The organism is Pararoseomonas sp. SCSIO 73927, assembly GCF_037040815.1.
Lineage (GTDB): Bacteria > Pseudomonadota > Alphaproteobacteria > Acetobacterales > Acetobacteraceae > Roseomonas.
On record NZ_CP146232.1, the window covers coordinates 1143301 to 1166078 of the forward strand.

16 protein-coding genes are annotated in these 22778 nt (G+C 66.7%); 7 read left to right on the plus strand and 9 right to left on the minus strand.

Going from position 1 to position 22778, the window contains the following annotated elements; all coding sequences use genetic code 11:
* Positions 1-56: 56 nt before the first annotated feature.
* Positions 57-185, plus strand: a complete 129-nt coding sequence (locus tag VQH23_RS05435) for a hypothetical protein (protein WP_338664608.1) — start codon at positions 57-59, stop codon at positions 183-185.
* Here VQH23_RS05435 and VQH23_RS26585 read toward each other — a convergent pair.
* Positions 163-654 carry a hypothetical protein gene (locus VQH23_RS26585; protein ID WP_408904295.1) on the minus strand — a complete coding sequence of 164 codons (492 nt, stop codon included), beginning with the start codon at positions 652-654 and terminating at the stop codon, positions 163-165. The two genes, VQH23_RS05435 and VQH23_RS26585, sit on opposite strands and share 23 nt — an antisense overlap.
* 345 nt (positions 655-999) lie before the next feature.
* Here VQH23_RS26585 and VQH23_RS05440 point away from each other — a divergent pair, with 345 nt between their 5' ends.
* Complete coding sequence (locus VQH23_RS05440; protein ID WP_338664609.1) at positions 1000-1767, plus strand: alpha/beta hydrolase; 768 nt, start codon at positions 1000-1002, stop codon at positions 1765-1767.
* 288 nt (positions 1768-2055) lie between these two features.
* Here the strand turns inward: VQH23_RS05440 and VQH23_RS05445 are convergent, their stop codons facing one another.
* Positions 2056-2991, minus strand: coding sequence for a polysaccharide pyruvyl transferase family protein (locus tag VQH23_RS05445; RefSeq protein ID WP_338664610.1), 936 nt, complete (start codon positions 2989-2991; stop codon positions 2056-2058).
* A gap of 233 nt (positions 2992-3224) precedes the next feature.
* Between VQH23_RS05445 and VQH23_RS05450 the strand changes: the two genes are divergently transcribed.
* Positions 3225-3587, plus strand: coding sequence for a hypothetical protein (locus VQH23_RS05450; protein WP_338664611.1), 363 nt, complete (start codon positions 3225-3227; stop codon positions 3585-3587).
* Positions 3588-3602: 15 nt separating this feature from the next.
* Here VQH23_RS05450 and VQH23_RS05455 read toward each other — a convergent pair whose 3' ends face one another.
* Positions 3603-5081 carry a hypothetical protein gene (locus tag VQH23_RS05455; RefSeq protein WP_338664612.1) on the minus strand — a complete coding sequence of 493 codons (1479 nt, stop codon included), beginning with the start codon at positions 5079-5081 and terminating at the stop codon, positions 3603-3605.
* Between the two features lie 67 nt (positions 5082-5148).
* Here VQH23_RS05455 and VQH23_RS05460 point away from each other — a divergent pair, with 67 nt between their 5' ends.
* Together VQH23_RS05460 and VQH23_RS05465 are read left to right on the plus strand one after the other, a co-directional pair.
* On the plus strand, positions 5149-6135 hold the full coding sequence (locus VQH23_RS05460; protein ID WP_338664613.1) for a UDP-glucuronic acid decarboxylase family protein: 987 nt from the start codon (positions 5149-5151) through the stop codon (positions 6133-6135).
* Complete coding sequence (locus tag VQH23_RS05465) at positions 6135-7241, plus strand: glycosyltransferase family 61 protein (protein WP_338664614.1); 1107 nt, start codon at positions 6135-6137, stop codon at positions 7239-7241. The genes VQH23_RS05460 and VQH23_RS05465 overlap by 1 nt, the downstream gene beginning before the upstream one ends.
* A 34-nt stretch (positions 7242-7275) precedes the next feature.
* Here the strand turns inward: VQH23_RS05465 and VQH23_RS05470 are convergent, their stop codons facing one another.
* From VQH23_RS05470 to VQH23_RS05485, 4 genes are all read right to left on the minus strand, one after another.
* The gene (locus VQH23_RS05470; protein WP_338664615.1) at positions 7276-8340 is read right to left on the minus strand and encodes a tetratricopeptide repeat protein; all 1065 of its coding nucleotides are present in this window, start codon (positions 8338-8340) and stop codon (positions 7276-7278) included.
* Positions 8337-10535 (minus strand): glycosyltransferase family 9 protein, encoded by a 2199-nt coding sequence (locus tag VQH23_RS05475; protein ID WP_338664616.1) that lies wholly within the window; start codon positions 10533-10535, stop codon positions 8337-8339. The genes VQH23_RS05470 and VQH23_RS05475 overlap by 4 nt, the downstream gene beginning before the upstream one ends.
* A gap of 176 nt (positions 10536-10711) precedes the next feature.
* Positions 10712-11911, minus strand: coding sequence for a hypothetical protein (locus tag VQH23_RS05480; RefSeq protein ID WP_338664617.1), 1200 nt, complete (start codon positions 11909-11911; stop codon positions 10712-10714).
* Positions 11912-12157: 246 nt separating this feature from the next.
* Entirely contained in the window at positions 12158-13237 is a 1080-nt protein-coding gene (locus tag VQH23_RS05485) for a hypothetical protein (protein ID WP_338664618.1), read from the minus strand.
* A gap of 520 nt (positions 13238-13757) precedes the next feature.
* On the opposite strand from VQH23_RS05485, the gene VQH23_RS05490 reads away from it, so the two are divergent.
* A complete protein-coding gene (locus VQH23_RS05490; protein WP_338664619.1) occupies positions 13758-14810 on the plus strand; it encodes a GSCFA domain-containing protein in 1053 nt (350 codons plus the stop codon).
* A complete protein-coding gene (locus VQH23_RS05495) occupies positions 14810-15553 on the plus strand; it encodes a hypothetical protein (RefSeq protein WP_338664620.1) in 744 nt (247 codons plus the stop codon). Before VQH23_RS05490 ends, VQH23_RS05495 begins: the two co-directional genes overlap by 1 nt.
* A 316-nt stretch (positions 15554-15869) precedes the next feature.
* On the opposite strand, the gene VQH23_RS05500 is transcribed toward VQH23_RS05495, so the two are convergent.
* The gene (locus VQH23_RS05500) at positions 15870-17372 is read right to left on the minus strand and encodes a calcium-binding protein (protein ID WP_338664621.1); all 1503 of its coding nucleotides are present in this window, start codon (positions 17370-17372) and stop codon (positions 15870-15872) included.
* A 699-nt stretch (positions 17373-18071) separates the two neighbouring features.
* Positions 18072-22736, minus strand: a complete 4665-nt coding sequence (locus tag VQH23_RS05505; protein ID WP_338664622.1) for a glycosyltransferase — start codon at positions 22734-22736, stop codon at positions 18072-18074.
* Between the last annotated feature and the right edge of the window lie 42 nt (positions 22737-22778).

Sequence of the window (22778 nt, forward strand, 5' to 3'; positions counted from 1 at the left end):
GCCCGCCCTTCTCGGCCCGCTCGCGCGGGTAGCTGGATGAAAGCTCCCTGCGCGGCGTGCTCGCTTTCTTCGGCATCACGGGCATCAGCCTCGTCCGCACGAAGGGCGTGGCGCTGGGCGCCGATACGCGGAAGCAGGCCATGGGGGCCGCCCAAGGCGAGATCACCAGGCTCGCAGCCTGGTAGGGTAGGAGCGACGTTCCCGACATCGGTTCGCTGCCCGGCGCTCGCGCCCATAGAGCTCCCGTTGGACGGCGAGTGAGCCGTTTCCGGCAAGCATGTCGAGGCAGCTCGGCGCCCGTTCCGGTTCTTTCCATGCCTTCCCCGGCTGCCTGGAGGCGGACAGACCACCCTGGCATCGGCGCGGTCTCGCCGGGCGGAAGGCCGCCGGTCTTCGAGCGACCGATGGCCGCGTGAGCGCTTGTCCTCCGCTGTCTCGCAACGGGTCAGACCTGCCGCATCCCGCCATCAACACAGAGTTCAGCGCCCGTGATGAAGCTCGCTTCCTCGCTGAGGAGGAGCAGCGCTGCGCCGCGACTTCTTCCGGCCGCGCCATGCGGCCGAGCGGAATTCGGCCAACCAGCGCCGCCCGCACCTCATCCGTCGTGGCCGCCATCATCGCCGTGTCGGTAAGGCCTGGGCTGACGACGTTCACGTGGATGCCGCGCGGCGCCGGTTCCGCGGTCCAGGTGCGCGCTTAGGAACGCAGGGCCGCCTTGGTCGCGGCGTAGGTCCCGCAATAAGGTCCGCGATCAACCCGATGAGCACGACCGAGCCGCCCTTGTCCATGGCGCCGACCGCCGCATCGAAGGCAAGAACGTTCCGGATAGCCGTATTGACCTTGCAGCCGCCCGATGGCCCAATCAGGTGTTGAGTGGATTAGCGGGCGCCGCCTCACAAGGCGGCCCGCGAGTATGCTTTCGTGCCTGAGCGGATGACCTTACACCCTGTCGTCCTGTCTCCCGCCATTCCCGAGCAGAGTGCAATCACGGAGAGTGATATGACACTTCACCGTAGGACTCTCGCCACCTCGCTGCTGGTGGGAGCGGCCATTCTGGCCGAATCCCCGGCCATGGCTCAGAACGCGCCGGCACGAGCGAACAACGTGGTCCTTGTCCACGGACTCTTCGCCGACGGATCGAGCTGGTCGGAGGTCATTCCGCTGCTTCAGGCCCGCGGGCTGAACGTGACCTCCGTCCAGAACCCGCTGACGACGCTGGAGGAGGCCGTCGCATCCTGCCGCAAGGTCCTCGACCGGCAGGACGGGCCCACGGTGCTGGCGGGCCATTCCTTTTCCGGCATGATCGTGACCGAGGCGGGCGTCCATCCGAAAGTCTCCGCCCTGGTTTACGTGGCGGCGCGGGCACCGGATGCCGGGGAGGACTACACGGCCCTGGCGGCCCGCTACCCTGCCCCGCCCGCGTCGGCGGGCATTGTCTTCGACGGCGACGAGGGGCGGCTGAGCGAAGAAGCTTTCTTGCGAGACTTCGCGGGCGACCTGCCCGAGGCCAGGGCACGCGCCCTCTTCGCCGTGCAGCAGCCCTTCCGGAGGGCACTTCTGGCCGGGCGCACGGGCCAGGCGGCCTGGCGTTCCAGGCCCAGCTTCTACGCCGTCTCCACCGAGGACCGGACGATCAACCCCGACCTGCAGCGCTTCATGGCGTCCCGCATGGGCGCTCGGACCGTGGAACTCCGGGCCAGCCACGTCTCGTTGATCTCCCAGCCCCGGCCGGTCGCGGACCTGATCCTGGAAGCGAGTGGTCACTGACGGGCCGAGCATCGGCCGTGTGCCAGGCGACGTCAGGCGAGATCCAAATCGTCAGATCATCTTACCTGATCAAGCCGCGATCATAACATTTCTGTTGCAAGTACAAGATCGCTTCCGCGGCTGGCCATATGCTGTCGCGTCCTGAACCGTGGTACCTCACCACTGCGGAGCGATCCAGCGGTGTCATCCTATTGCAGCATGATCCGTGTTTGGCGACGGCGAGCATCGGTCACCAGCGGCTTGACAACCACTCCAACGCTGCGGCCCCGCAAGATGCGCGAGAGGGAATCAGGGAAGAACCTTGTCGAGATAGGCCAGCAGGACCGCGCGTTCTTCCGCCAGACGTGCCGTGATTGCCGGCAGGTCGAGCGAACTCGAGAGGCCACGCAAGGACTGTCGGGTCGTCTTCTCTGCCAAGTTGGAGATGCCTCCGGCAAAACCGAGCCGGCGGTACATCTCGGTGATCTTGGACGTGACGGTCGGGCTCCGGAGGGCAAGCCCCACACAGGGGATGCCCTTGTTGAGGGCGAGGATGCAACCGTGATAACGTTCGCTAACGACAAAACGCTTTGTCGACGCAAGCTCCTGGAAACGCTCGGCCGTGTCGAGGTACTCGACGTCATCTCCGAAGACGTCCTCGAACCCGCTCCGCCGATCTGTCTCCGGGTTGAACGAGACGATCAGGTCGTTCGACGCATCGTAGAGGCGCGACATGAGGCTGGTGTAGGCCGCCGTCGTCCCGGGAACGATCTTCCCCGGCACCCACAGAATGCCGCGGCCATCGCTGGAGGGCTGCAAGGGATCGACCGGGTCCAGCAGGATGGGATCCATCACGATGTCGACGTCCGGACGCAAATCGCCGATCATCGAGCGGGAATATTCGTCCCGAACCGAGAAGAACTGGCACTTGCGGACAAAAGCGGCCGACTGGGCCGGCGTGTCGCCAGCAGCACCGAGGGCGAGGGCAACGACCGGAAGCTTCAGGCCGGCAACCCAGGCCTCGTCGTTGAGAGGAGCGTGCGGAGCCGAGAGGAGGCCGCCGCCTCCGACGAGCAGCATGTCGAAGCCGTTGATGAAATTGAGGTCCATTGCGCCGCTTGCGGGGGCAGCAGTGTGGTTCCGGGCAGGGTAGGTGGACTGCCGCTTCGAGGGGGAGACCGAGACGATGTCGGCATCCGGCCGAACCGCCTGGATGGCCCTCGCGATAGCCTCGGCCTGGTACATGTCGCCAACGTTGCCGTTCGCGTAGGCGCCCAGGCAGAGAATTCGGAGAGGCATTCGAAACCTGACCCTACTTGTGCCCAGACGGGACTTGTGCCCGGACGGGCGAGGCGCTGCAACGGCCACTCTATGCTGGAGCAAGTGGATAGAGGCAAGGCTGGATGAGACTGCCTTGACTTTCCCGGAGGCGTCGGTCCCTCATTCTACGAGCTTTTATGCTAAAATTCGAGGGCGACATGCAATTCAGGGTCCGGGCTACGTCGATCCAGCTCCTTCGATCCGCCCCCCCCAGCGATCAGGGCAAGTCCGGCAGCCTAACGGTGGTGGGCGTTCTTCGCCGCCAGAACCCGAAGATCGCGGAAGACCTCAAGGGCAAGCTCTCGGCGGACGAGTTGAGGGAGGTCGAGGCCTTCATCAAATCCCGGGATGAAGCGAGCAGCCTTGAGGCACGTGTCATGGCGCTGAGGCTGCCCGAAGTCGTGGCGAACTTCGTCTCCATGCTCGACGGTGCCGCCGAGGAGGAGAAGGAGCTCCTCATGAGTTACGCGAAGATCGCAGTCACGGATCTGCGGCGCGCCATCAATCGCCACTCGGCCTGAACCAAGGCGACAAGATCAGGGCTCGCGGCTCGGGCAGGCGTTGTCCGGCGCACCGGGCAGGGCCCGGACGGCGCGCCGCTGTCCGGGCAACACGGCGCTGTCGACCCGCTCCGGCGCGCCAGAGAGGCTTTTGCGCGGATCCCAGCCATCGACGCGCGCGGGATCGACGGACAGGTGGACCCTGGCCTCCGGCCCACAATGCACTAGGCGCGCAGAGCGGGCGCTGGCGGGGGCCTCAATAGTGGCGGTGGCCTGGTCGACCACCACGAACATCGGCCGGTCGGCGCCGCTGCGCTCACGCCGGCAACCGACGAAACGGGCCTCGCTCGTGTCGCCCACGCGGAATGGCGAGAAAGGCTTTCCCTGCTCGATCCGGTCCTGGACCACGAATCCCTCGACGTCCACGCCCTCCGACCCGTTGTAGACGACGACGCCGCTCCCGCGGTAATCCGCCCTGCCTCCCTCGATCCGAACCCGCGCGCTCTGGCTGATGCGCACCGCAGCCGGGCCCGCGCGATCCATTCCGTCCTGGCTGCGCCATTCTCCCCCGCGGATAGCAACCCCGTCGCACGTCGAAACCGTGAGGCCGCCGACCGTGCCCTTCGCCTGGGCCTCCTCGATCGTCAGGTCGCGGATGTCCGAGAAGCGGAAGGCCTCGCTGTGCGGATTGTCCTGCGCGTCGAGCCGACGGGCGCGGACGCGCAGGCTGAAGCCGCAGAAGGCACGGGTCGAGCCGGGGTTCTGCATGTAGATCGCGTGCGGCGGGACCGACAGCGCCGTCGTGCCGCGGGCCATCACGCCATCGATGAGTAGATCCTCCTGCTGGTTCCCCGTGAGCACGAAATCCGTCATGCGCCCCGCGATGTCCCGGACCTGGTTCCCGCGAGAGCGCGCCGTGTAGTCGTAGGGCTCGGCGCGGTCCGGGGCTGGCTGGCCGGCGCGGAGCGGCAGAACAGGCCCACGCAGGCAGACCACCCCGAAGCTGTTCTGTCCCGATACGGCCTCGATCCGGTTGTTGCTCCCCTCCGCCCAGACGGCACAGACCCGCTGGAACGCCGCATAGCCCCGCCAGCGGCCAGCCAGGCGTTGTCGCTCGTACTCGCAGCTGAAGGCGATCCCGCGGATCACATGCCTATCCCCGCTCAGCCGAAGGAAGCCGCGGCCCGGCGTGGACTGCACGAAACGCGTTGCCTCGCCCTCTCCTTCAAGGTGAAGGCCCGACCAATCCACCGAAATGTCATCGTCCAGGAGATAGGTTCCCGCCCGCGCGATGACCTTTACGCGCCGCGCCCTGGCCTCTCCCAGCGCGTCCAGAAGGATCGAGGTATGCGGGCCCGGCCGCCCGCCGATCCGTCCGAGAAGGTCGATGTCATCGCTCTGCCCGGAAACCGCAGGGGACTTCAGGGCGGGAACGAGGGCGAGCCCCGAGAGGGCGCGGCGGCCGAAACCGGATTTCATCGACCGATCCTTAGATGGCGTGTCCACGACGGGCACTTGCCTACGACCTCCGGGGCAGTCATGCTAAGCGCAACTTAAGGTTGAATGGAGATCGCGGGAACCGATGGCTTCTCAGGACCTCCCGAGCCAAAACCGCGTCCTGGTGACGGGCGGAGCCGGATTTCTCGGTTCTCACCTGTGTGAGCGGCTTCTCGCCGCCGGAAACGAGGTCCTCTGCGTCGACAACTACTTCACCGGACGCCGCTCCAACATAGAGCCGCTCCTGGATCATCCGCGTTTCGAGGCACTCCGGCACGATGTGACGTTCCCTCTCTACGTTGAGGTGGACGAGATCTACAATCTTGCATGCCCGGCCTCGCCCGTTCACTACCAGTTCGACCCCGTGCAGACCACGAAGACAAGTGTGATCGGTGCGGTGAACATGCTGGGGCTGGCGAAGCGGACGCACGCCAAGATTTTCCAGGCCTCCACCTCGGAAATCTACGGTGATCCCGAGGTTCACCCGCAGGTCGAGGAGTACCGCGGCAGCGTGAACACGCTCGGCCCGCGCGCCTGCTACGACGAGGGCAAGCGCGCCGCGGAGACCCTGTTCTCCGACTACCATCGCCAGCACCAGGTGAAGATCAAGATCGGGCGCATTTTCAACACCTATGGACCGCGCATGTTGCCGAACGACGGCCGCGTCGTCTCGAACTTCATCATCCAGGCCCTGACCGGGCAGAACATCACGATCTATGGGGACGGGCAGCAGACCCGCTCGTTCTGCTTCGTCGACGACCTGATCGAGGGCTTCATCCGCCTCATGGCGACGCCGTCGGAGGTGACAGGCCCGATCAACTTGGGAAACCCCCACGAGATCACCATCGGCGAGCTGGCCCGGCACATCCTCGATATCACCGGCAGCAAGTCACGGCTGATCAACGCGGCCCTCCCGGTGGACGACCCGATGCAGCGTTGCCCCGACATTACGAAGGCGCGGGCAATCCTGGGATGGGAGCCTCGGGTACATCTGCGGGAAGGCTTGGTGCAAACCATCGCCTACTTCGACAAGATGCTCTCCTCTCAACGGATCGACACCCCGGCCAAGTGATGGGGACCACTGTCGATCCCGATCTCGCGGCCTCATTCTGGAAGTATCGCGAGTTCCTGGATGCCGGAGGCGAGGCAACCAGCTATCGAAGCGTCCCTGTTCGGCGTCCCGAGCTGTGGGCCGACGGTGAGCCTGTGTCCATCGAGGCAGGACTTGGCAGGGCCGTACCGGCGCATGTCTACTATGGCCAGGCGCTGCAGCCGATCGTGCGGGTGAGTACCCTGCACGACGTGCTGGTCGATCCGGTGTCGTTCAACATCTACAAGGCAGAGGCCGTAGAGGACGTGGTTCGGCCGGGGCGCCTCAAGCCGCCGGCCGACTTCCTCGCCGCGGTCTTCCGGAAGGATGCCTGGTTCGAGCGGGCGCTCATCGGCACCACCCGTTCGGCGGACAACTACTATCACTGGCTTGTGGAGTGCATGCCGCGCTTGGCCCGCTTGGCCCGCTTGGCCCAGGAGCACCCCGGGGAGACGATCAGCGTCAACCGGCTCAAGATGCCCTTCCACGACGTGCATCACCACTTCCCGCAACTCCCTGCCAGAACGCTGCCCTTGCTCCGGCCCTCCTTCGTGCGGGAGGCGCTGGTGCCGTCCGTGTCGACGCGGTTCGAGCCGGACCCCAAGCTGTCCCGGCACGTGCTGCCTGCCCAGGACGTTCTGCTCTTCCCACAGTCTGTGGTCTCTCCGGGCGGCCGTACCCGCCGTCTTTTTCTCTCGCGCCGGGACGCCAACACCAGGGTCCTCCACGATGAGGAACGCCTGTGCGCCGAGCTGACACGGCGGGGCTTCGACTGCATCGTCATGGGAGAGCTCACCGTCGCGGAGCAGGCACGACTGTGCAGCGAGGCGGAAATGATCGTCTCCACGCACGGGGCCGGGCTCTCGAACATGCTGTTCCGCAGTGGCCAGCCTTGCACGGTGGTCGAGGTCATACCGCTCCGCCATTGGCCGCACCGCAATCTGGCCTGCATGTACAATCTGTCGATGCTCGCCGGGTTCCGGCACGTTCTCTACGACTGCACCTACGAGAGTGAGACGACGCGCCTGCTCAGCCAGAATTGGTCGGTCGATATCGACCGCTTCCTGCGCTGCATCGATTCCCTGTAATCGTCCTCCGGATCCTGGCGCCGTCACTCCGGTCCTAGGAGGCGCTCGCGGAGCCGCGCTCCCCATTGTCTCGGACAAGGCGTTGCAGGAGCCCGGAATACTCCTCACGGGGATTGAGCAGAATGGCTTGCCGCACGGCTTCGAGGGCTGGCTCAGGCTTCCCGGCCGCTCGTAGCGCACGGGCAAGGTTGTAATAGTATTGAGCTGTCGTCGGGGACCCCGCAACAGCCGCCTCAAAGCTCCCCACGGCCATGGTGTAGTCCCGCAGCTTCATTGCCAGCTGCCCCTGCGCGTACCGATAGTCCAGATGTCCTGGCGCCAGCGTTACCGCCTGCGTCAGGGCGCGCATTGCGGCCGGAAGGTTCTGCCGTCCTGCAAGAACCCGGGCCAGTTGCCGCCAGTAGGCTGCACTCCGCCGGCGCCTGCACCGGACGGCCGGTCGGAAGCGGGCGGGCTCAGCATCATTCCGAAGGAGCGTCAGCACCATCTTCGAGAGCAGACGGGTCTGCTTCAGGAAGTCCCCAGAGGGGTGCCCGGAAAAGGGCAGCCGGAACTCCGTCACGGGCCGCAATGCCCTGATCAGGTCGACGTGCCGCGCATCGGCGGAGAACGGGTCGTAGAGAAGGTTCCACGTTGCTCGCTCACCCGGTCCCGCTGTCATTGGGTAGCGCCAGCGCAAGGCTTCCAGATCTTCAGCCCAGCGCGTCTCGAAGCTGACAAGCGCCCGATCCACCGAGTACTGCGGGGAGAGAGCAATCACCGAGTCCAGGCCGAGCGCGGCCGAGAAGGTCAGGGCCGCGAAGCCTCCCATGCTCGACCCGTACCCGACGCGACGCCGCGATTGACCCTCCAGAGCGGCAGTTATGGTCGGGATCACGGCCGCCATCGCCTCGGCCTGATACCAGTCGTTCCGCGCGCATGTCACGTGGATCGCGTCGATGCCGCTCGATGCCAGGAACGTCTCGCCGAAGCCTTCGGCAGCAACGTTCTGCTGCCGTTGCCAGGGCGCGAAGGTAACGACGACAACGTCGCTGCCATGACCATCCACGGCTCTCACCCGGACTCCCCCATCGTCGAAGAGGGTCCTGGCCTCGCTCATGACAGGCTGTCGGCGTCCTCGGCCTGTCGGATCTCTCCCGCAACGAGGCCCTTCCCCGTATCCAGCATGCGCCGGACCGCCGCCTCGACGGTGTCGACCGCGATCTCGCCGATGCAATGACAGCGACGCTGGACGAAAGGACCTGACGGTCCGGCCAGCTCACAAGGGGAACAGGCTTTCGACAGGGCGAGGCTGACGCTTCGCGTTCCCAGCGGGCCGCGCGTCCTCGCCTCGGTTGGTGCGAAGAGAGTCACCAGCGGTATGCGAAGGGCGTTCGCGATGTTCATGACACCGCTGTCGTTCGACACGAAGGCACCGCAATCCAGCATCGCCATTGCCATCGCCTCGACGCTGCCGCCAGTACGGTCGATGGTTCCCTCCACATACTCCTCGGCGCTGCCGAAGGAGGCCACGCGCAGGCCCGAGGCCTGAAGCCGCGCCGCCAGTTCAGCGTAATGCGGCCACCGCTTCGCGCCCCAGGTTCCGCCCTTGGAGCCGGCATGCAAGCCCACCAGGTCCGATAGGCCACGCCGCGGGCTCAGCCCCGCGACGAAGGCGTGACGCACATCCTCCGCCTCGTAGTCCAGCCCGAGAAGCTGCCGCGCGGCCTCAAGGTTGAACTCCGCCTCATGGAGGCGGTGCCCCGCGTGGAAGCGATCCCATTCCCGGGATCTCACGACACGGCGCGCGCGGAAGGCCGGACGCAGCTCCCCAAAGCTGTTCGTCAGGAAGACGGTGTCGTACTGCCGGCGGACGGGAACGTCGTTCAACAGGAAGGCGTGGTTGACGTAATCCGGGTTGGCAACGACGGCGAGCGCGCCCGGCGAATCCCCGGCGACCACCACGTCGATCCGTCGGCCGAGATGGCGGGACAACTGCCGTATCAGCGGCGTCGTATGCACGACATTGCCGACACCTGATCCCACCCCGACAAGCATCGGCGCCGTGAGCCCGGAGACGAGGCGGGAGAGCCGATCCCCCTGGAGGTGGACATCCAGCGAGGCGGCGTTCCGCAGCGCGGCCTCGGAACGGGCGCGCCAATGATCCGGGTCGTCGAACAGGCGCTGGACCTCCTCGGCCCAGAGATCGGCGCTTTCCGGCAGGACCGTGCCGCTCTCCCTCAGCAGGAAGGGGATGTTTCCGCGGTCGGCTCCGATGACGGGAACGCCCCGGGCCTGTGCTTCCACCACCACCCGGCTGAATGTTTCCACGAACTGGAAGCTCGGGGTGAGGACGACGCGGGCCTGCCCGTAGAGATCGTCCAACGTATCCTGCCTGTCCAGAACTGTGACGTTCCGCAGGCCGGCGGTGCTGCATAGCCTTTCGGCAACCTGCCGAGGCGACTGGGAGGCGATAGTAATGAAGGAGATGTGCGGCAGCCTCGCGGCAATGCCAAGCAGCAGGCCAAATCCCTTGTCCCACCGGCTGTTCGGAAGAAGCACGATCGGACGCTCGTCCGGCACTGGAACCGGGGCGGGAGAGGCCTTGCCCGTGTCGGCGGCAGCGGGAAGGGACGGAATGACGTTCAGCCGGGCGCCGAACGTGCTCTCGACCACGCCCTGGACGAAGAGCGAGTTCACGTAGACGGCGTCGGCATCCATGAGCAGGAGCTGCATGTTGCGGCGGGGAACGTATCCATCCGGGCAATCCGGGTAGTAGCCCAGATTCGCGGTCGGCGGCTCGAACATCTCCCGCCAGAAATGGACGCCGAAGACAAGCCGTATATTCTGGAAGCGAAGCGCCGCCATTGCCTCGTGCCCGAAACCCGACACCACGTGCGCGAGACAAGCCTGCTCCTGCCATGCGAAACGGAAGAGAGCCTCGGGCGTGGCGGTGATGAAGACGTACCGGACGCCATTCCGGTCCCCGGTCTCGCCGCGCCGTTCGGCACGCAAGCCGACGACGACCGGGGTATACCCCATGCCCTGGTACAGCCCGGCCATCTGCTCGAGGAAGTGCTCGGCCCCACCGAACTTCTCGACGCCAAAGAGGGAGACCAGCAGGACCGTTCCGCGCGTGGGCTCCTCTTCCGAGCGGACGAGCACGGGAGGAGATGAGCCTGCCGCTTCGTAGGCGTGAACACGCGCCCTCTCCCCAGCGAGGGCCAGCAGCGCCGAAGCATCCACTGCGCCGTCGGCCAGGCCGTACTCCACGATCTGCCGCAGGTAGTCCCGCCGCCAGAGCCGCTGCCGCACGATGCCGTCCCGGCGGATCTCGATGACGGCCGCCCGGTCCGGTGCGGTCGCTGTCGCAGCGGATGTCCCGACGGGCGGCACCTCGCCCGGCGCGGCGAGCCATTCTGGCAAGGTCGCGAGATGAGAGAGCCAGGCCGACCGGCCGGCCTCCTCCGGAACGGGCGAGGGTGTTGGGGTCATGCCGAAACCTTGGTGCCCCGTCCATCCCGCCCGGACGGGGCCGTCAGCGTTCCCGTGGAGAACGGCCCGGACCGCCGCGCGTCCAACCATCGCTCGAGGATACGGATGGTCGAAGCCGCCGCATCGTTGTTCTCATCCGCCGCCGCGGCCAGCCTGGCCTGCTGGAGCGCGTCCTCAATCCGGTCCAGTCGGACGAGGAGCCGGGACTGCTCGAGATGCAGCGCCGTCATGGCCGGCGATCGCCGTTGCGCCTCGACCAGCGCGGCCAGCGCTTCCTCCAGCAGCCCCTTGCCTTGAAGCATGGCTGCCATCTCGCGATGCGGGCGGCCGTCCCGGGTCATGAGGCCTGCGGCCCGCGTCAGCAGGTCGATGGCCTCGTCGATGAGCTCTGGCTGCGGCTCGGCACTCCCGAACCCGCCGCTCACGCACTGGGCTGTCGCGCGGCCGGCCTGAAAGACGAAGCGCGCCTCGTCCGGGTGCCCCGCTAGGCATTGCAGGAAGAGCCGTCGCGCCTCGTCGTGGCGGTGCTGCTTCTGCAGGGCGAGGCCGAGATGGTAGGCGACATCGTCCTTCCGCGGCCCATCCATGCCCAAGCGGCGCAGGATGGCCTCGGCCTCCTGGCCTCGCCCGAGTTGGATCAGGGCGCGCGCGAGGTCCATTGTGGCCCGGCGATCGCCCCGGAGTGCTTCAGGCCGGTCCGCCGCCAGTTCCGCGACGCGTGCCCAGTCCTTCTCGCCTGCCGCGGTTCGGACGAGGTCCGCCAGCATCACAGGATCCACCACGCCGTTCGCTGCCGGGGGCCGGGTGACCGGCACGGTCCCGAGCTCCGGCGGGACGGGGGAGACGATCCTCTCGATCCGTGGGGTGACCAGCGGCAAGGGGGGTGAGTCGGGGTCCACCACCGTGTCGATCGTCGTGGGGATGCTGATGGCGGTCGCGCGGTGGAGATCTCCGCACCGCGAGAACACGACGCTCTGCTCACCACCCAGGAAGATCGTCACGCCGTTCCCGGTGTGGAGGAGATCCACTTCGAGCTGATCCGGCCGCTCAGGGCTGGTCCGCTCGATGCGCACCTCCTCGTCCCAATGGTCGGAGGCCCTGCTGTTGACCGCCAGGGCTTTTCCCGCTTCCCGCGGCTTGAGGTGAAGGAGGATCCCGCCTCCCTCCAGGAAGTCCACGCTGTGGCCTGCATCCACGGCCGCTTGGCTGAAGCGAAACCGCAGTCTCCGCCAGGATTCCATGCGCCCTCCCCTTAACCGTCCAGCCTTCTCGAGCGACGTTCCGGGCAGACGGCCATTCCCCCGATCTGATAGCCAGTGATGCCCCGTGCCACAAGGATCACACAGGCCTATGCACCTCCGGCCTTGCCGCACTGACCAGCGCAGCGCTGGTGCCCTGACTGTCCTTCGCGGCTTTGCAGCCAATCCATTATCTTGTCGCCGTCATCCAGGACGCGACGTGCTGTCCGTGTCCGACCGTACGGCCTGCTCCAGAATCGCCTGGAGTTGCCGGCGGGTCCGACTCGGCACCCTCACCGCACTGTCTATGATCTGCTCCAGCGTCGGCATGTCGTTCCGGTTCCTGCCGAGATTGCGCAAGCAGAGACCTGCCAGCCAAGCGGCGTTCAGACTGTGCTCGAGTTCCCGGAACAGAACCGCGCGGTAGGGGTCCGCATCGCGAACGGCGAGTTTGAACATTGCAACCGTCTGGTCCCAGAAGAGCTTGGCGGTCGCTTCGTCGCCCCGGCGCCACTCGAGCCATCCGCCCAGGAGGAGCGACTTGGAGGCGGAGTAGGCGAGCGTCGCGTAATTTGCCTGCGGCCTGGACGTGAGCGCGAGCATGTGGTGACACGTCGCCTGCAAGCCCGAGATGTTGGCCGCAGCAAGCTGAAGATGCCACTTGGCCGTCAGCAAGGAGACTTCCAGGTGCTCGCGGTTACGCCGGGGATGCCAGTCGAGCGACAGGCCCTCCAACCAGCCGAACGCCGCCTGGTTGATGTCGAGCGCCGCCGCGATTAGGCCGGCATCCCCGAGTTCGACGGCCTTGTAGGCCTGGATCAACGACGCGCCGATGCGGTGCTCGGGATGGTCCACGAAGAAGCGCGTGACCTGCTCCGCCAGGAAATGACGCGTGCTCGCGCTGCCCCACCTTCGGGTGTGGCTTGCCAGCAGGTCGACGTAGTCGGGCCCGTCGAGCGGGTAGAGGCGGGCGAGACGATCGTCGAGGCCTTTCTCGAAGACGATCCTGTCCTCAGGGTGGACCGTCGTGATGCGGACGGCCTGCAGCGGACCATCGGCTCGAGGGGTGGGCAGGACCGTACGGAACGCCGCGCCGGCTACCGGGACCAGGAGCTTGGCACTCAGATCAGCGTCGACGTTCGTGGCTTCAGCAAACTGGAACGAAACTCTTGCCAGGACCGTATTCTGAGGAGGCTGTTCCGCGGCCAGCGACGGATCGACCTCCATCGTGAGTGCGATGGACCCCTGACGCAACTCGGCATCCAGAAGGGTTAGCTCGGTCATCCGAAAGTCTTCCATCCTCCTGCGCCAGCACGGCGCCACATCTCCAGTCCCGCCACGTACATTGAGCTTAAGAGAACTGGTAAGGCTTCGCGGGATAGCACATCCCGCACGGTGGAGTGGATGGAGAGACAGCTGGGCCGGCAAAGTCTGAGAAGTGTGGGTGGCAAACCGGCACCCGGTACATTGCAACAGTCTCCCGCCAAAGCTGTGCCACGAATAATCGGCCGGAGAAGGGCTGGGCACCGCCATTGCCTCTCTGGCCGGCTCTCCCAGGGGCTCGTCTTGCATGCCGCCGTCCCGTCTGACCGACATCGAAAAGACGAGCATGAGGGCCTGGAGTTCAAACGGGCTCCCCTCCCAAACCCCGGGTCTGCTCACGGGCACCTTCTCTCAGGCTGATCTGTGTCGATGAATTTGGAGCGACTCAACAGGTGGACAGCGGACGTTTCGGTATTCGCTAGACGCTTGCATTCAGTACAACTTGTTCCGATCCTCACAGCACGGCCAGGAGCTTGGACCCATGCGCTCGCCCTATCAGAACTTGCCTCGCCGAGCATTCTGGCGGACCGGCGTACGGAACCAGGACTGGCTGGGCGGGCCTACGGACCTGTGGCAGCCGAAGTTTGAAATCACCCCTGACATGAAGGTGATGACGGCGGGATCCTGCTTCGCTCAGCACATCGCACGCCACCTCCGCGCCCGAGGGCAGAACGTGATCGACACTGAGCCACCTCCGCGGCGCATGAGGCCGGAGACGGCAAGGGAGTTTGGCTACCTCCTCTACTCTGCTCGCTACGGCAACATCTATACGGCGCGCCAGCTCCTCCAAGTCATGCAGGAGGCGACGGGCGCGTCGCCGCCACCGCCGGTCGCCTGGGAACGCGATGGCCGATGGTTCGACGCGATGCGCCCCTCTGTCGAGCCGGAAGGGCTCGACAGCCCTGAGGAGGTGGCCGTACACCGCCGCCACCACCTGAAGTCCGTTCGTCGCGCGCTTCGTCAGGCGGACGTCTTCGTTTTTACCCTCGGACTGACCGAGGCTTGGGAGGACGTGGAGACGGGCCGGATTTTCCCGACGGCGCCAGGCACGATCGCGGGAACCTATGATCCCGCTCGTTGTGCTTTCCGCAATTTCACCCACGCCGAGGTATTGGCCGATTTTCTGGCGTTCAGGAAAATCGCGCTTCGAAACAGGCTAGGCCTGAAGTTTCTCCTCACCGTGTCGCCAGTGCCTCTGACGGCCACTGGAAGCGGCAGCCACGTTCTGTCGGCCACGATCTACTCCAAATCGGTTCTGCGGGCGGTAGCTGGACAGCTAGCTCAGGAGTTCGAAGACGTAGACTACTTCCCTTCTTACGAGATCATCAGCACGCCCTTCCTCGGCCAGACCTTCTACGACGAGACGCTTCGGGCCGTGGCGCCGGAGGGTGTCGAGGCGGTGATGCGGATCTTCTTCGAGGGCAGGACTGGGAGTGCTTCACCCGAGGTTGAGGCGGCCCCCGTAGCTCCGCGCCGGGCTCGAAGCGACGATATTGTCTGTGAGGAAGTTCTTCTGGAGGCGTTCGCCCGCTGATGCGTATTGCACTGATCGGCAACTCGCATCTCGGGGCGATGAAGGGCGGCTGGGAATTGCCGGACTTCAACCGGGGCGGGGTTGAGGCGGTGTTCTTCGGGGCGCCTGGAAATGGCCTGGTCGGGATGCACTTGCGGGATGGAGCGTTGCTCCCCGTCTCAGACGCCTCCCGGCGCTACATGAAGGTGACATCTGGCGGCCTGGACCGTGTGGGATCGGCGTACGATGCCTACGCAATTGTCGGCTATTTCGGGATTGGATTCGTGGCTGATGTCCTGGTTGGCCATCGTACGCTAGAATACTTGGAAGGCCGGAGTGCCCCGATCTCTCGTGCGGCTCTGAGGGCCGCAGCCCGCGATGCTCTCAGCAACACGCCGGCGCTCCAGCTATTGCAAAAGCTGCGGCACCTCACTGCGGCGCCTGTCCTACTCGTCGCCGACCCGCTGCCCAATCCGAGGATCAGCGAGGTCGATGTGTCCGGCCGATGGGAGTTGGGGCACATGCCACTTGTCGTGACGGCCTATCAGGAGGCCCTGGAAGATCTGGGACGGAGTACCGGCGCGGCGATTGTCACCCAGCCCCCCGAAACCATTCTGGCTCCTTGTTTTACCCAGCCGCGCTTTGCGTTGGACCATCCTGAGCACGGCCTGCGCCACATGACTGCAGAGTACGGTTCTCTCGTGATGAGGGATGTGCTGCTTTCACTCAGTGCGATTCCGAAGGAGAAGGAGCGCGCAGTCTAATCGGTTACTTGTTCCAGTGCTGGCGCCGGGGCGTCGGCGTCTTTGCCAAAGTGTCCAACCCACGGGTGCAGAAAACGTCCGCAGTTCGTATTGGCTGATGGCTGGTTGTTCCGGACTTCTCCCGGCGTAATCTCAAATCTTCATCGGCATCGCTGCAGCCCTGAATTCCTTGCGGCCGGCTACCCCTGTTGGCCGCGCGAAAGGCGCCAGAACATGAGAACTACCCGCCAGGGGCAGCGCCCCGGCGGGTAGTCCTGGCACTGATGGAATCGACCGGTGGGCCAATCGGCCAACCGGTCGGTCCCGTCGGATTGACCTACAGGATGAAGTCGCTCGCAGTCAGCGGCCCGCCACCATTCGTGTACACGGCAATGTTCAGGTCTACACCGCGATCTGCATCCTCATAGATGAAGACCCGGGCAAGATCCCGCCCCTCATCGAAGGTGACAGTGAACTGCGCGGCACCAGTTTGGTCATCCACCTGTGTCAAGTTCAACGCCGAGAGGTCGATCTTGTCCCCGTCCGCACGGAGAAAGTCATAGATCGCGTCCCGACCGCCCAGAGCGTCGGCACGCCACACGAAGGTGTCGGCCCCGATCCCGCCGCGAAGCGCGTCGTTGCCGGCACCACCTTCGATCCTGTCGTCGCCGGCGGCGCCCCGCAGATCGTCCGACCCATCCAGGCCCAGAATGGTGTCGTCACCGTCGCTGCCACTGACGAAATTAGCCTGGGAATTGCCGGTCAGCGTCACGGCGTCCTTCAGGTAGACGCGCTCCACATTGTTGGCCACCGTCCAGTCCGCGCTGACAGAGGCCAGATCATTGCCCTCGTTGGCCAACTCCAGGATGACATCGTCGCTGGAATCGACATAGTAATTGTCGGTTCCAGTTCCGCCGATCATCGTGTCCACGCCGGCACCACCGTCCAGCCGGTCGTCCCCTGCCCCGCCATCCAGCCGGTCGTCACCGGCGGCGCCGCGCAGATCGTCCGACCCGCCCATCCCGAAAACGATATCGTCGCCCGCGCTGCCGCTGACGAAGTTCGCCTGGAAGTTGCCGGTCACCGTTACGGCCGCCTTCAGATAGGCGCGCTCCACATTGCTGGAAATGGTCCAATCGGCGCTGACATTCGCCACATCGTTGCCCTGGTCAGTCGCCTCGGACGCGACGTCACCGCTCTCGCCGATGATGAAGGTGTCGTCGCCAGTCCCACCCAGCATCGTGTCGTTGCCGTTGCCGCCTCGCAACGTGTCATTGCCGTCGTTGCCGACGAGGCGATCATTGCCCTCATCGCCGAACAGCGAGTTGGCGGCGGCGTTGCCCGTCAGCGTGTCGCCACCCGAGCCGCCCGCGACGTTCTCAAAGCCGGAGATGGTATCGCCCGCGGCGTCGCCACCTGCGGCCGTCGAGGTGGAAAGGTTCACCGTGACCGCCCCGACCGACCCGGCATAGCTCAGCGTGTCTGCGCCGGCGCCGCCGCTCAGGACATCCGCGCCGATCCCGCCGACGAGGGTGTCGTTGTCCGCCCCGCCGTTCAGCGTGTCCTCGCCTTCCCCGCCGATCAGGAAGTCGTTGCCGCCATTGCCGTTCAGGATGTCATCGCCCGCAAGGCCGTCGGCGTAGTTGTCCGTTCCGCCACCCAGCGCAAGCGTGACGACGGGAACACCGAGCGCGCCGACGACGAGCGTCGCATCGCCGTCGAAGCGATCATCCCCGTCGGTCGGATTGCCGGTGATGCCCACGCCGAGCGCAGGGACGCTGACCCCGAGCCCTAAGCCTCGAGCGGTCCAGATCCCATTCCCGCTGCTGCTCTCGCTCATTTTTGAGCCTCCCGTTCGTTGAAGACACAAAGCTCGACAGATTGTGAAGTAAGCGTTAGCACTACTTTAACGAGCATTCTTTGGCGTGTTTCAGCGACGAACACAACCATTGCGAGAAGCTTCGAGACCAGTTCTCGAAAATGTGTCTTCCACGGTGAGATGTTGCACTTCGGTGGAATCTTGTCCCACCAAGTTTGGCATTCTGTCTCTTGGGAGGATCGAAGTCGGAACAATGGCTCGCTGGACTTAAGTGTCCCGGGCGATGGGACATGGCCAGACCCGGCTCAACCAAGGCGAGAGCACCAATAAGGAGGGTGTTTCCAGGATCGACCGGCCTGCCGAGGTGGATGGAGATCACGCTTGTGCGACAGCTTTGCGGCGTTCCGGGCGGTTCTACAGGCTCCCCGCGCCGTGGTGGCCCGGTCTGCCGCGGGACTGCCGGTCACGGCACTCCGATCGTCCAGCGATTCGCTGCCATCTCAGCGGCTTGTGCCGTTCCGGATCGGGACGGAAACCTGATTGTTGGTCCCCGTCAGGATATTGCGGAGCAGGACCTAGTTCCCGGCGATCACGCGCTTGCCGAGCGCCTGGATGCCGCGTCAAGGCAGCAGCGGGATGGCAGTCGCGCCGCGCCAACGCTGCAAGGGCAGGCCGGCCTGCGGCCATTCCAGCCCGGACTGCCGGGATGGACAGCGGCCCTCACCGGGTGATCAGCGGATCCGGGCTGCTGTTCCCAGCGCCTCGAAAGGCCTGGGCTAGCCGGCGGTCCAGCGCCGCGATATCGGACCTGTGCAGGATCGCGGCACGTGCCTTCGCCGCACCAGCCCGGGCCGCATCGGCCTGGCGCGCGGCGTTGACCGCAAACTCGGCCACCTGCCGTAGCAACCAATCGTGCAGAAACTCCGCATCGCCGGTGCGGAAATCGGGAAGTTGCAGGACCGGAAGGCCGGCCGCCTCCATGGCCAGCAAGGTCGGTCCAGGTGGCGCAAGGCCGATGTCATGGGCCGCGGCCACGCGGCGCAGGACCGCGACAGGATCCTTCCCCTCCGTCAGAATGGCCTTGTACCATTGGGCGTTCCCAGGCCTGCCCCCCAGGATGCCGAGGGTGGCGACATCCAGGGCTGAGAGATCCTCGAAAGCGGGTCGAAGGGCTGCGACCATGGTCTCGTCGCCTGTGGAAACGAAAAGGACCCGGCAGGCTGCCCCCTCGTCGGAGGCCACCTTCTCCGGCGCAGGGGGCATGTCTGACAGCCAGCGGGCTGCTTCCAGCCCGCTCCCGACCTCCAGCCCATCGCCGGCTTCCCGGCCGCAGGCCACCTCCAGCACGGGGAGCCCTGCTGCCGCGCAGCGCCGCCGCAGTGCCTCGAGATCGCCGGGCGGCAGCGCGTCCGGCGAGACCAGGACGGCGTCCGCCATCCCGGCCAGTGCATTGCCGAAGGGAAAGGACGGAAGGATCGGGCGGAAGATGGAGGTACGCGAAACGGCGTTGCGCGTTGCCACGGCGAGCGGGGTGGGCAGGGTCGCCGTTGCCCGGTCCAGGGTGAGGACGATGCGCGGCGCCTCGGCAGCTACCGCAAAGCTCCGGCGCCTGTCGAGCACCTCGCGGTAGAGCCGATCGTACTCCGCCGCCATCGCCGCGGTGGTGCGGTGGCGGCCAATGGTGGCCTGCCAGTCCAGCACGGCGTCCCGTTGTCCGCGCACCTCGGTCGGCTCGCGCCGCAGGCGGAGCAGTTCGGACAGCATGGCCTCAGGCGCCATCCAGCGATCCAGGAGCCAGCCGCCGCCGCTCGCGCCGATGCGCTCGGCCAGCGCTCCTTCCAACGTCGCCACCACGGGCAGGCCCACAGCCCAGCACTCGGTGAGGGTGTGGCAGTAGGTCTCGGGCCAGAGGGAGAGAATGGCCGCGAGATGTGGGCGTATCCCGCCGACGCGGGCCGCGAACTCCTCCCGGTCGTAGCGCCCGTGCAGGACGATCCCCGGCGCTTCGGCCAGGTGCCGGTCCACCGCGCCGAGCACGTGGAACTCCACCTCCCGCCCCCCGTCCAGGGCGGCCATCGCCGCGATCAGCTCGCTGCCCTTGGCGGCCGAGATGTTGCCGGGGACCAGCACGCGCAGCCGTTCATCCAGGTTCGGCTCGGCCGCCAGCATCTCCTGCCGGTGGAAGCTGCGCCCATGCGGGATCACCCGGAAGTCCCGCTGCGCCAGATCAGGGAAGTTGCGGAGCACCGTTTCCCGCGCGGAAGGCGACGTGGTGACGAAGCCGTCGCAGGCCAGGATCGTTTCCGACATCATCGCCTGCCACCGATGAACGAAGCGATGCCGCAGGGGAGGAACGGATCCGACCGACCAGAGCTCGGCGGTGCAGTCCGTCTCCCCGTCGGTGCAAGGCCCGCCGCAGAAGCGCCCTTCCGCGTCCAGCAGCTTCGTGACCGGACAGGCCATGTAGAAATCATGGAAGGACAGAACGACAGGCACGCCCAGCCGCTGGCAGACCTGTGGCAAGCCGAGCCCGTGCCACGCGATGTGGCGGATGTGCACCAGTTCGAAGCCATGCCGCAGGACGAGGTTTGCGGCGTGTCTGTCATACTCGGCAGAGCGGTGCGTGGCCGGCTCGATCGCGCGCTCCAGGGTGATCGATTCGATGACAGTGTCCGCTTCACCGGACCGCGCGCCCGCGTAGCGGGACAGGGTCAGGGTTCGCGAATCACAGCGAAGCAGCCAGGGTTCGTAGCGGTCCGACAAGGCGTCCATCAGGTCGCGATTCGTCTGCGGCGTCCCTCCGCTCTCGGTCGAGATCACGAAGAGCACGCGGGGGCGGGGAACCACGCCTTCCGCGAGGGCCTGCTGCACGGCACGCCGCACCCGCCAGCGCAGGGCCAGCATGGCCGGGTCCGCCTGGAACATCCGCGTAAGAAACCCGTACTCCGGGTAGCGATCCTCCAGCACCGCGCGACCCTGCGCGTTCAGCGCCACCTTCTCCGAACCGAAGGAAGCAGAGCGCAGGTGCCAGACGAAGGTCCGGTCATCCAGCACGTTGTCGAAGCCCGCCCGCGCGGCGCGCATGCAGAAGTCGTTCTCCTCCCCGTAGCCGCGCGGGAAGGCCGTCTCGTCGAAAGCACCCACGGCGTCGAGGCACTCGCGGCGGATGTAGAGGCAGAAGCCGTGGCCGGTGGGAACCACGGGCAGAAGCGGCAGGGCGGCGCCGCGGACCAGCCTTGCCATGTCGTCCACGCCGAACCAGGCCGGCATGGGGTTGTCGAGGTTGAACTCGGGCACCGAGAACGCGCCGGCATTGTTCGAGACCGCCGTGGCGGTGCCGGTCCGCGGGCCCGAGCGGGCCGCCGCGCGCAATCCTTCAAGCCAACCCGGCCCAACCGCCGTATCCGAGTTCAGCAGAACGACGTCATCGCGTCCGGCAAGCGCGATCCCGCGATTGGCGGTCCGGGTGAAACCGAGATTGCTGGCGTTCCGGTGAATCTCAATCCCCGGCGTGCCGCTCCAGCGCTCCAGGACCTCGGCCACCTCGGGCTGCGGGCTCGCATCGTCGATCAGGATCAGGCGGGCCGCGCCAGTGGTGTGGCGCACGACGCTGTCTATGCAGCGGGCCAGTTCGGCCGCTGCGTTATAGATGGGGATAACGACCGAGACGGGCACGCGGCCGTCATCGGGCACCCGGAAGGCGACCTCGCCGAAGTCCCTCCGCCAGGCGGGCAGCGCCTCCAGCACGGTCCCCCCCGGCAGCGCCTCGGTGCCGTGGAGAGGAACGGCCTCGACCCGAAGCGGTCCGCCCTCGCCGGGATGGGCCGGCGGCAGGGCCGCGCGGAAGCCGCCGCCGCGGCGAACGACGCCAGGCCGTATCAGGTCCGGGCGCTCGATATCGGCCTGGACCGTCGTCCACCGCGTGCCGCCCAGCAGCAGGTCGACCGCGTGCTCGTCCTGCGGCCGGCCCCGCTCGGCAACCCAGCCGACGGCCTGGCCTGCATCGGTCCGCTCGAGCTTGCCGATCATGTCGCGCCGGACGGCGACGGGCTGTCGGGCGAGTTCGACACCCGAGGCGACGAGGGCGATCTCGCGTGACCAGCCGTCAAAGAGGGTGGTGGCGGGATCGTCCTGCCGGAGGTGCTCGGCCAGGGCCTCGAGGGAGATGTGAAAGCCAAAGCGCGGCACCTCCGTGCCGTCCTCGAAGGGCAGGTCGGGCCGGTGGACGTCCAGGGGCACCGGAAGGGGGCGGCTGCCCTCGAGAACGAGCAGGGGCTGCTCGCCGGGCACGTCGACGGTCCAGCCGCTCACGCCATCCCGGCCCGGCACGTCCAGCCCGCCCCGCGGGCGGAACGGGGTGGGCCGGAGCAGCGCGGGAGCGAGGGGGAAGGCCTCGCCACGGAGCTCGAGCGTGGCCGAGGCCGGATCGTCCGTCTCCGGACCGTCCAGCAGCACCTGAAAGCCCCGCCCGGCCGGCAGGCCGTCCCTGCCCGCCACATCCTGCCGCTCGCGGAGGCGGCGGAGGGCGATCGCGCGCCTCTCCTCTCCCCAGCGCAGCACGAGCCGCGGCACCTCCTCCGAAAGATCGTCCTCAGCGGCCTGGAACCATCCCGCCACATAGAGAAACCGGCCATGCCGCGTGAACACCTCGACACGGCCCCGGGCACGCTCCACGGCCTGGCCTGCATCGGTCCGCTCGAGCTTGCCGATCACGTCGCGCCGGACGGCGACGGGCTGTCGGGCGAGTTCGACACCCGAGGCGACGAGGGCGATCTCGCGTGACCGGCCGTCAAAGAGGGTGGTGGCGGGATCGTCCTGCCGGAGGTGCTCGGCCAGGGCCTCGAGGGAGATGTGAAAGCCGAAGCGCGGCACCTCCGTGCCGTCCTCGAAGGGCAGGTCGGGCCGGTGGACGTCCAGGGGCACCGGAAGGGGGCGGCTGCCCTCGAGAACGAGCAGGGGCTGCTCGCCGGGCACGTCGACGGTCCAGCCGCTCACGCCATCCCGGCCCGGCACGTCCAGCCCGCCCCGCGGGCGGAACGGGGTGGGCCGGAGCAGCGCGGGAGCGAGGGGGAAGGCCTCGCCACGGAGCTCGAGCGTGGCCGAGGCCGGATCGTCCGTCTCCGGACCGTCCAGCAGCACCTGAAAGCCCCGCCCGGCCGGCAGGCCGTCCCTGCCCGCCACATCCTGCCGCTCGCGGAGGCGGCGGAGGGCGATCGCGCGCCTCTCCTCTCCCCAGCGCAGCACGAGCCGCGGCACCTCCTCCGAGAGATCGTCCTCAGCGGCCTGGAACCATCCCGCCACATAGAGAAACCGGCCATGCCGCGTGAACACCTCGACACGGCCCGCCGAACGGGTCGTGCCCTGGCCTTCGGTGACCTCGCTCACGCGATCATTCTCCATGCTCGAAGCCACTCAAGGATCCTTGCC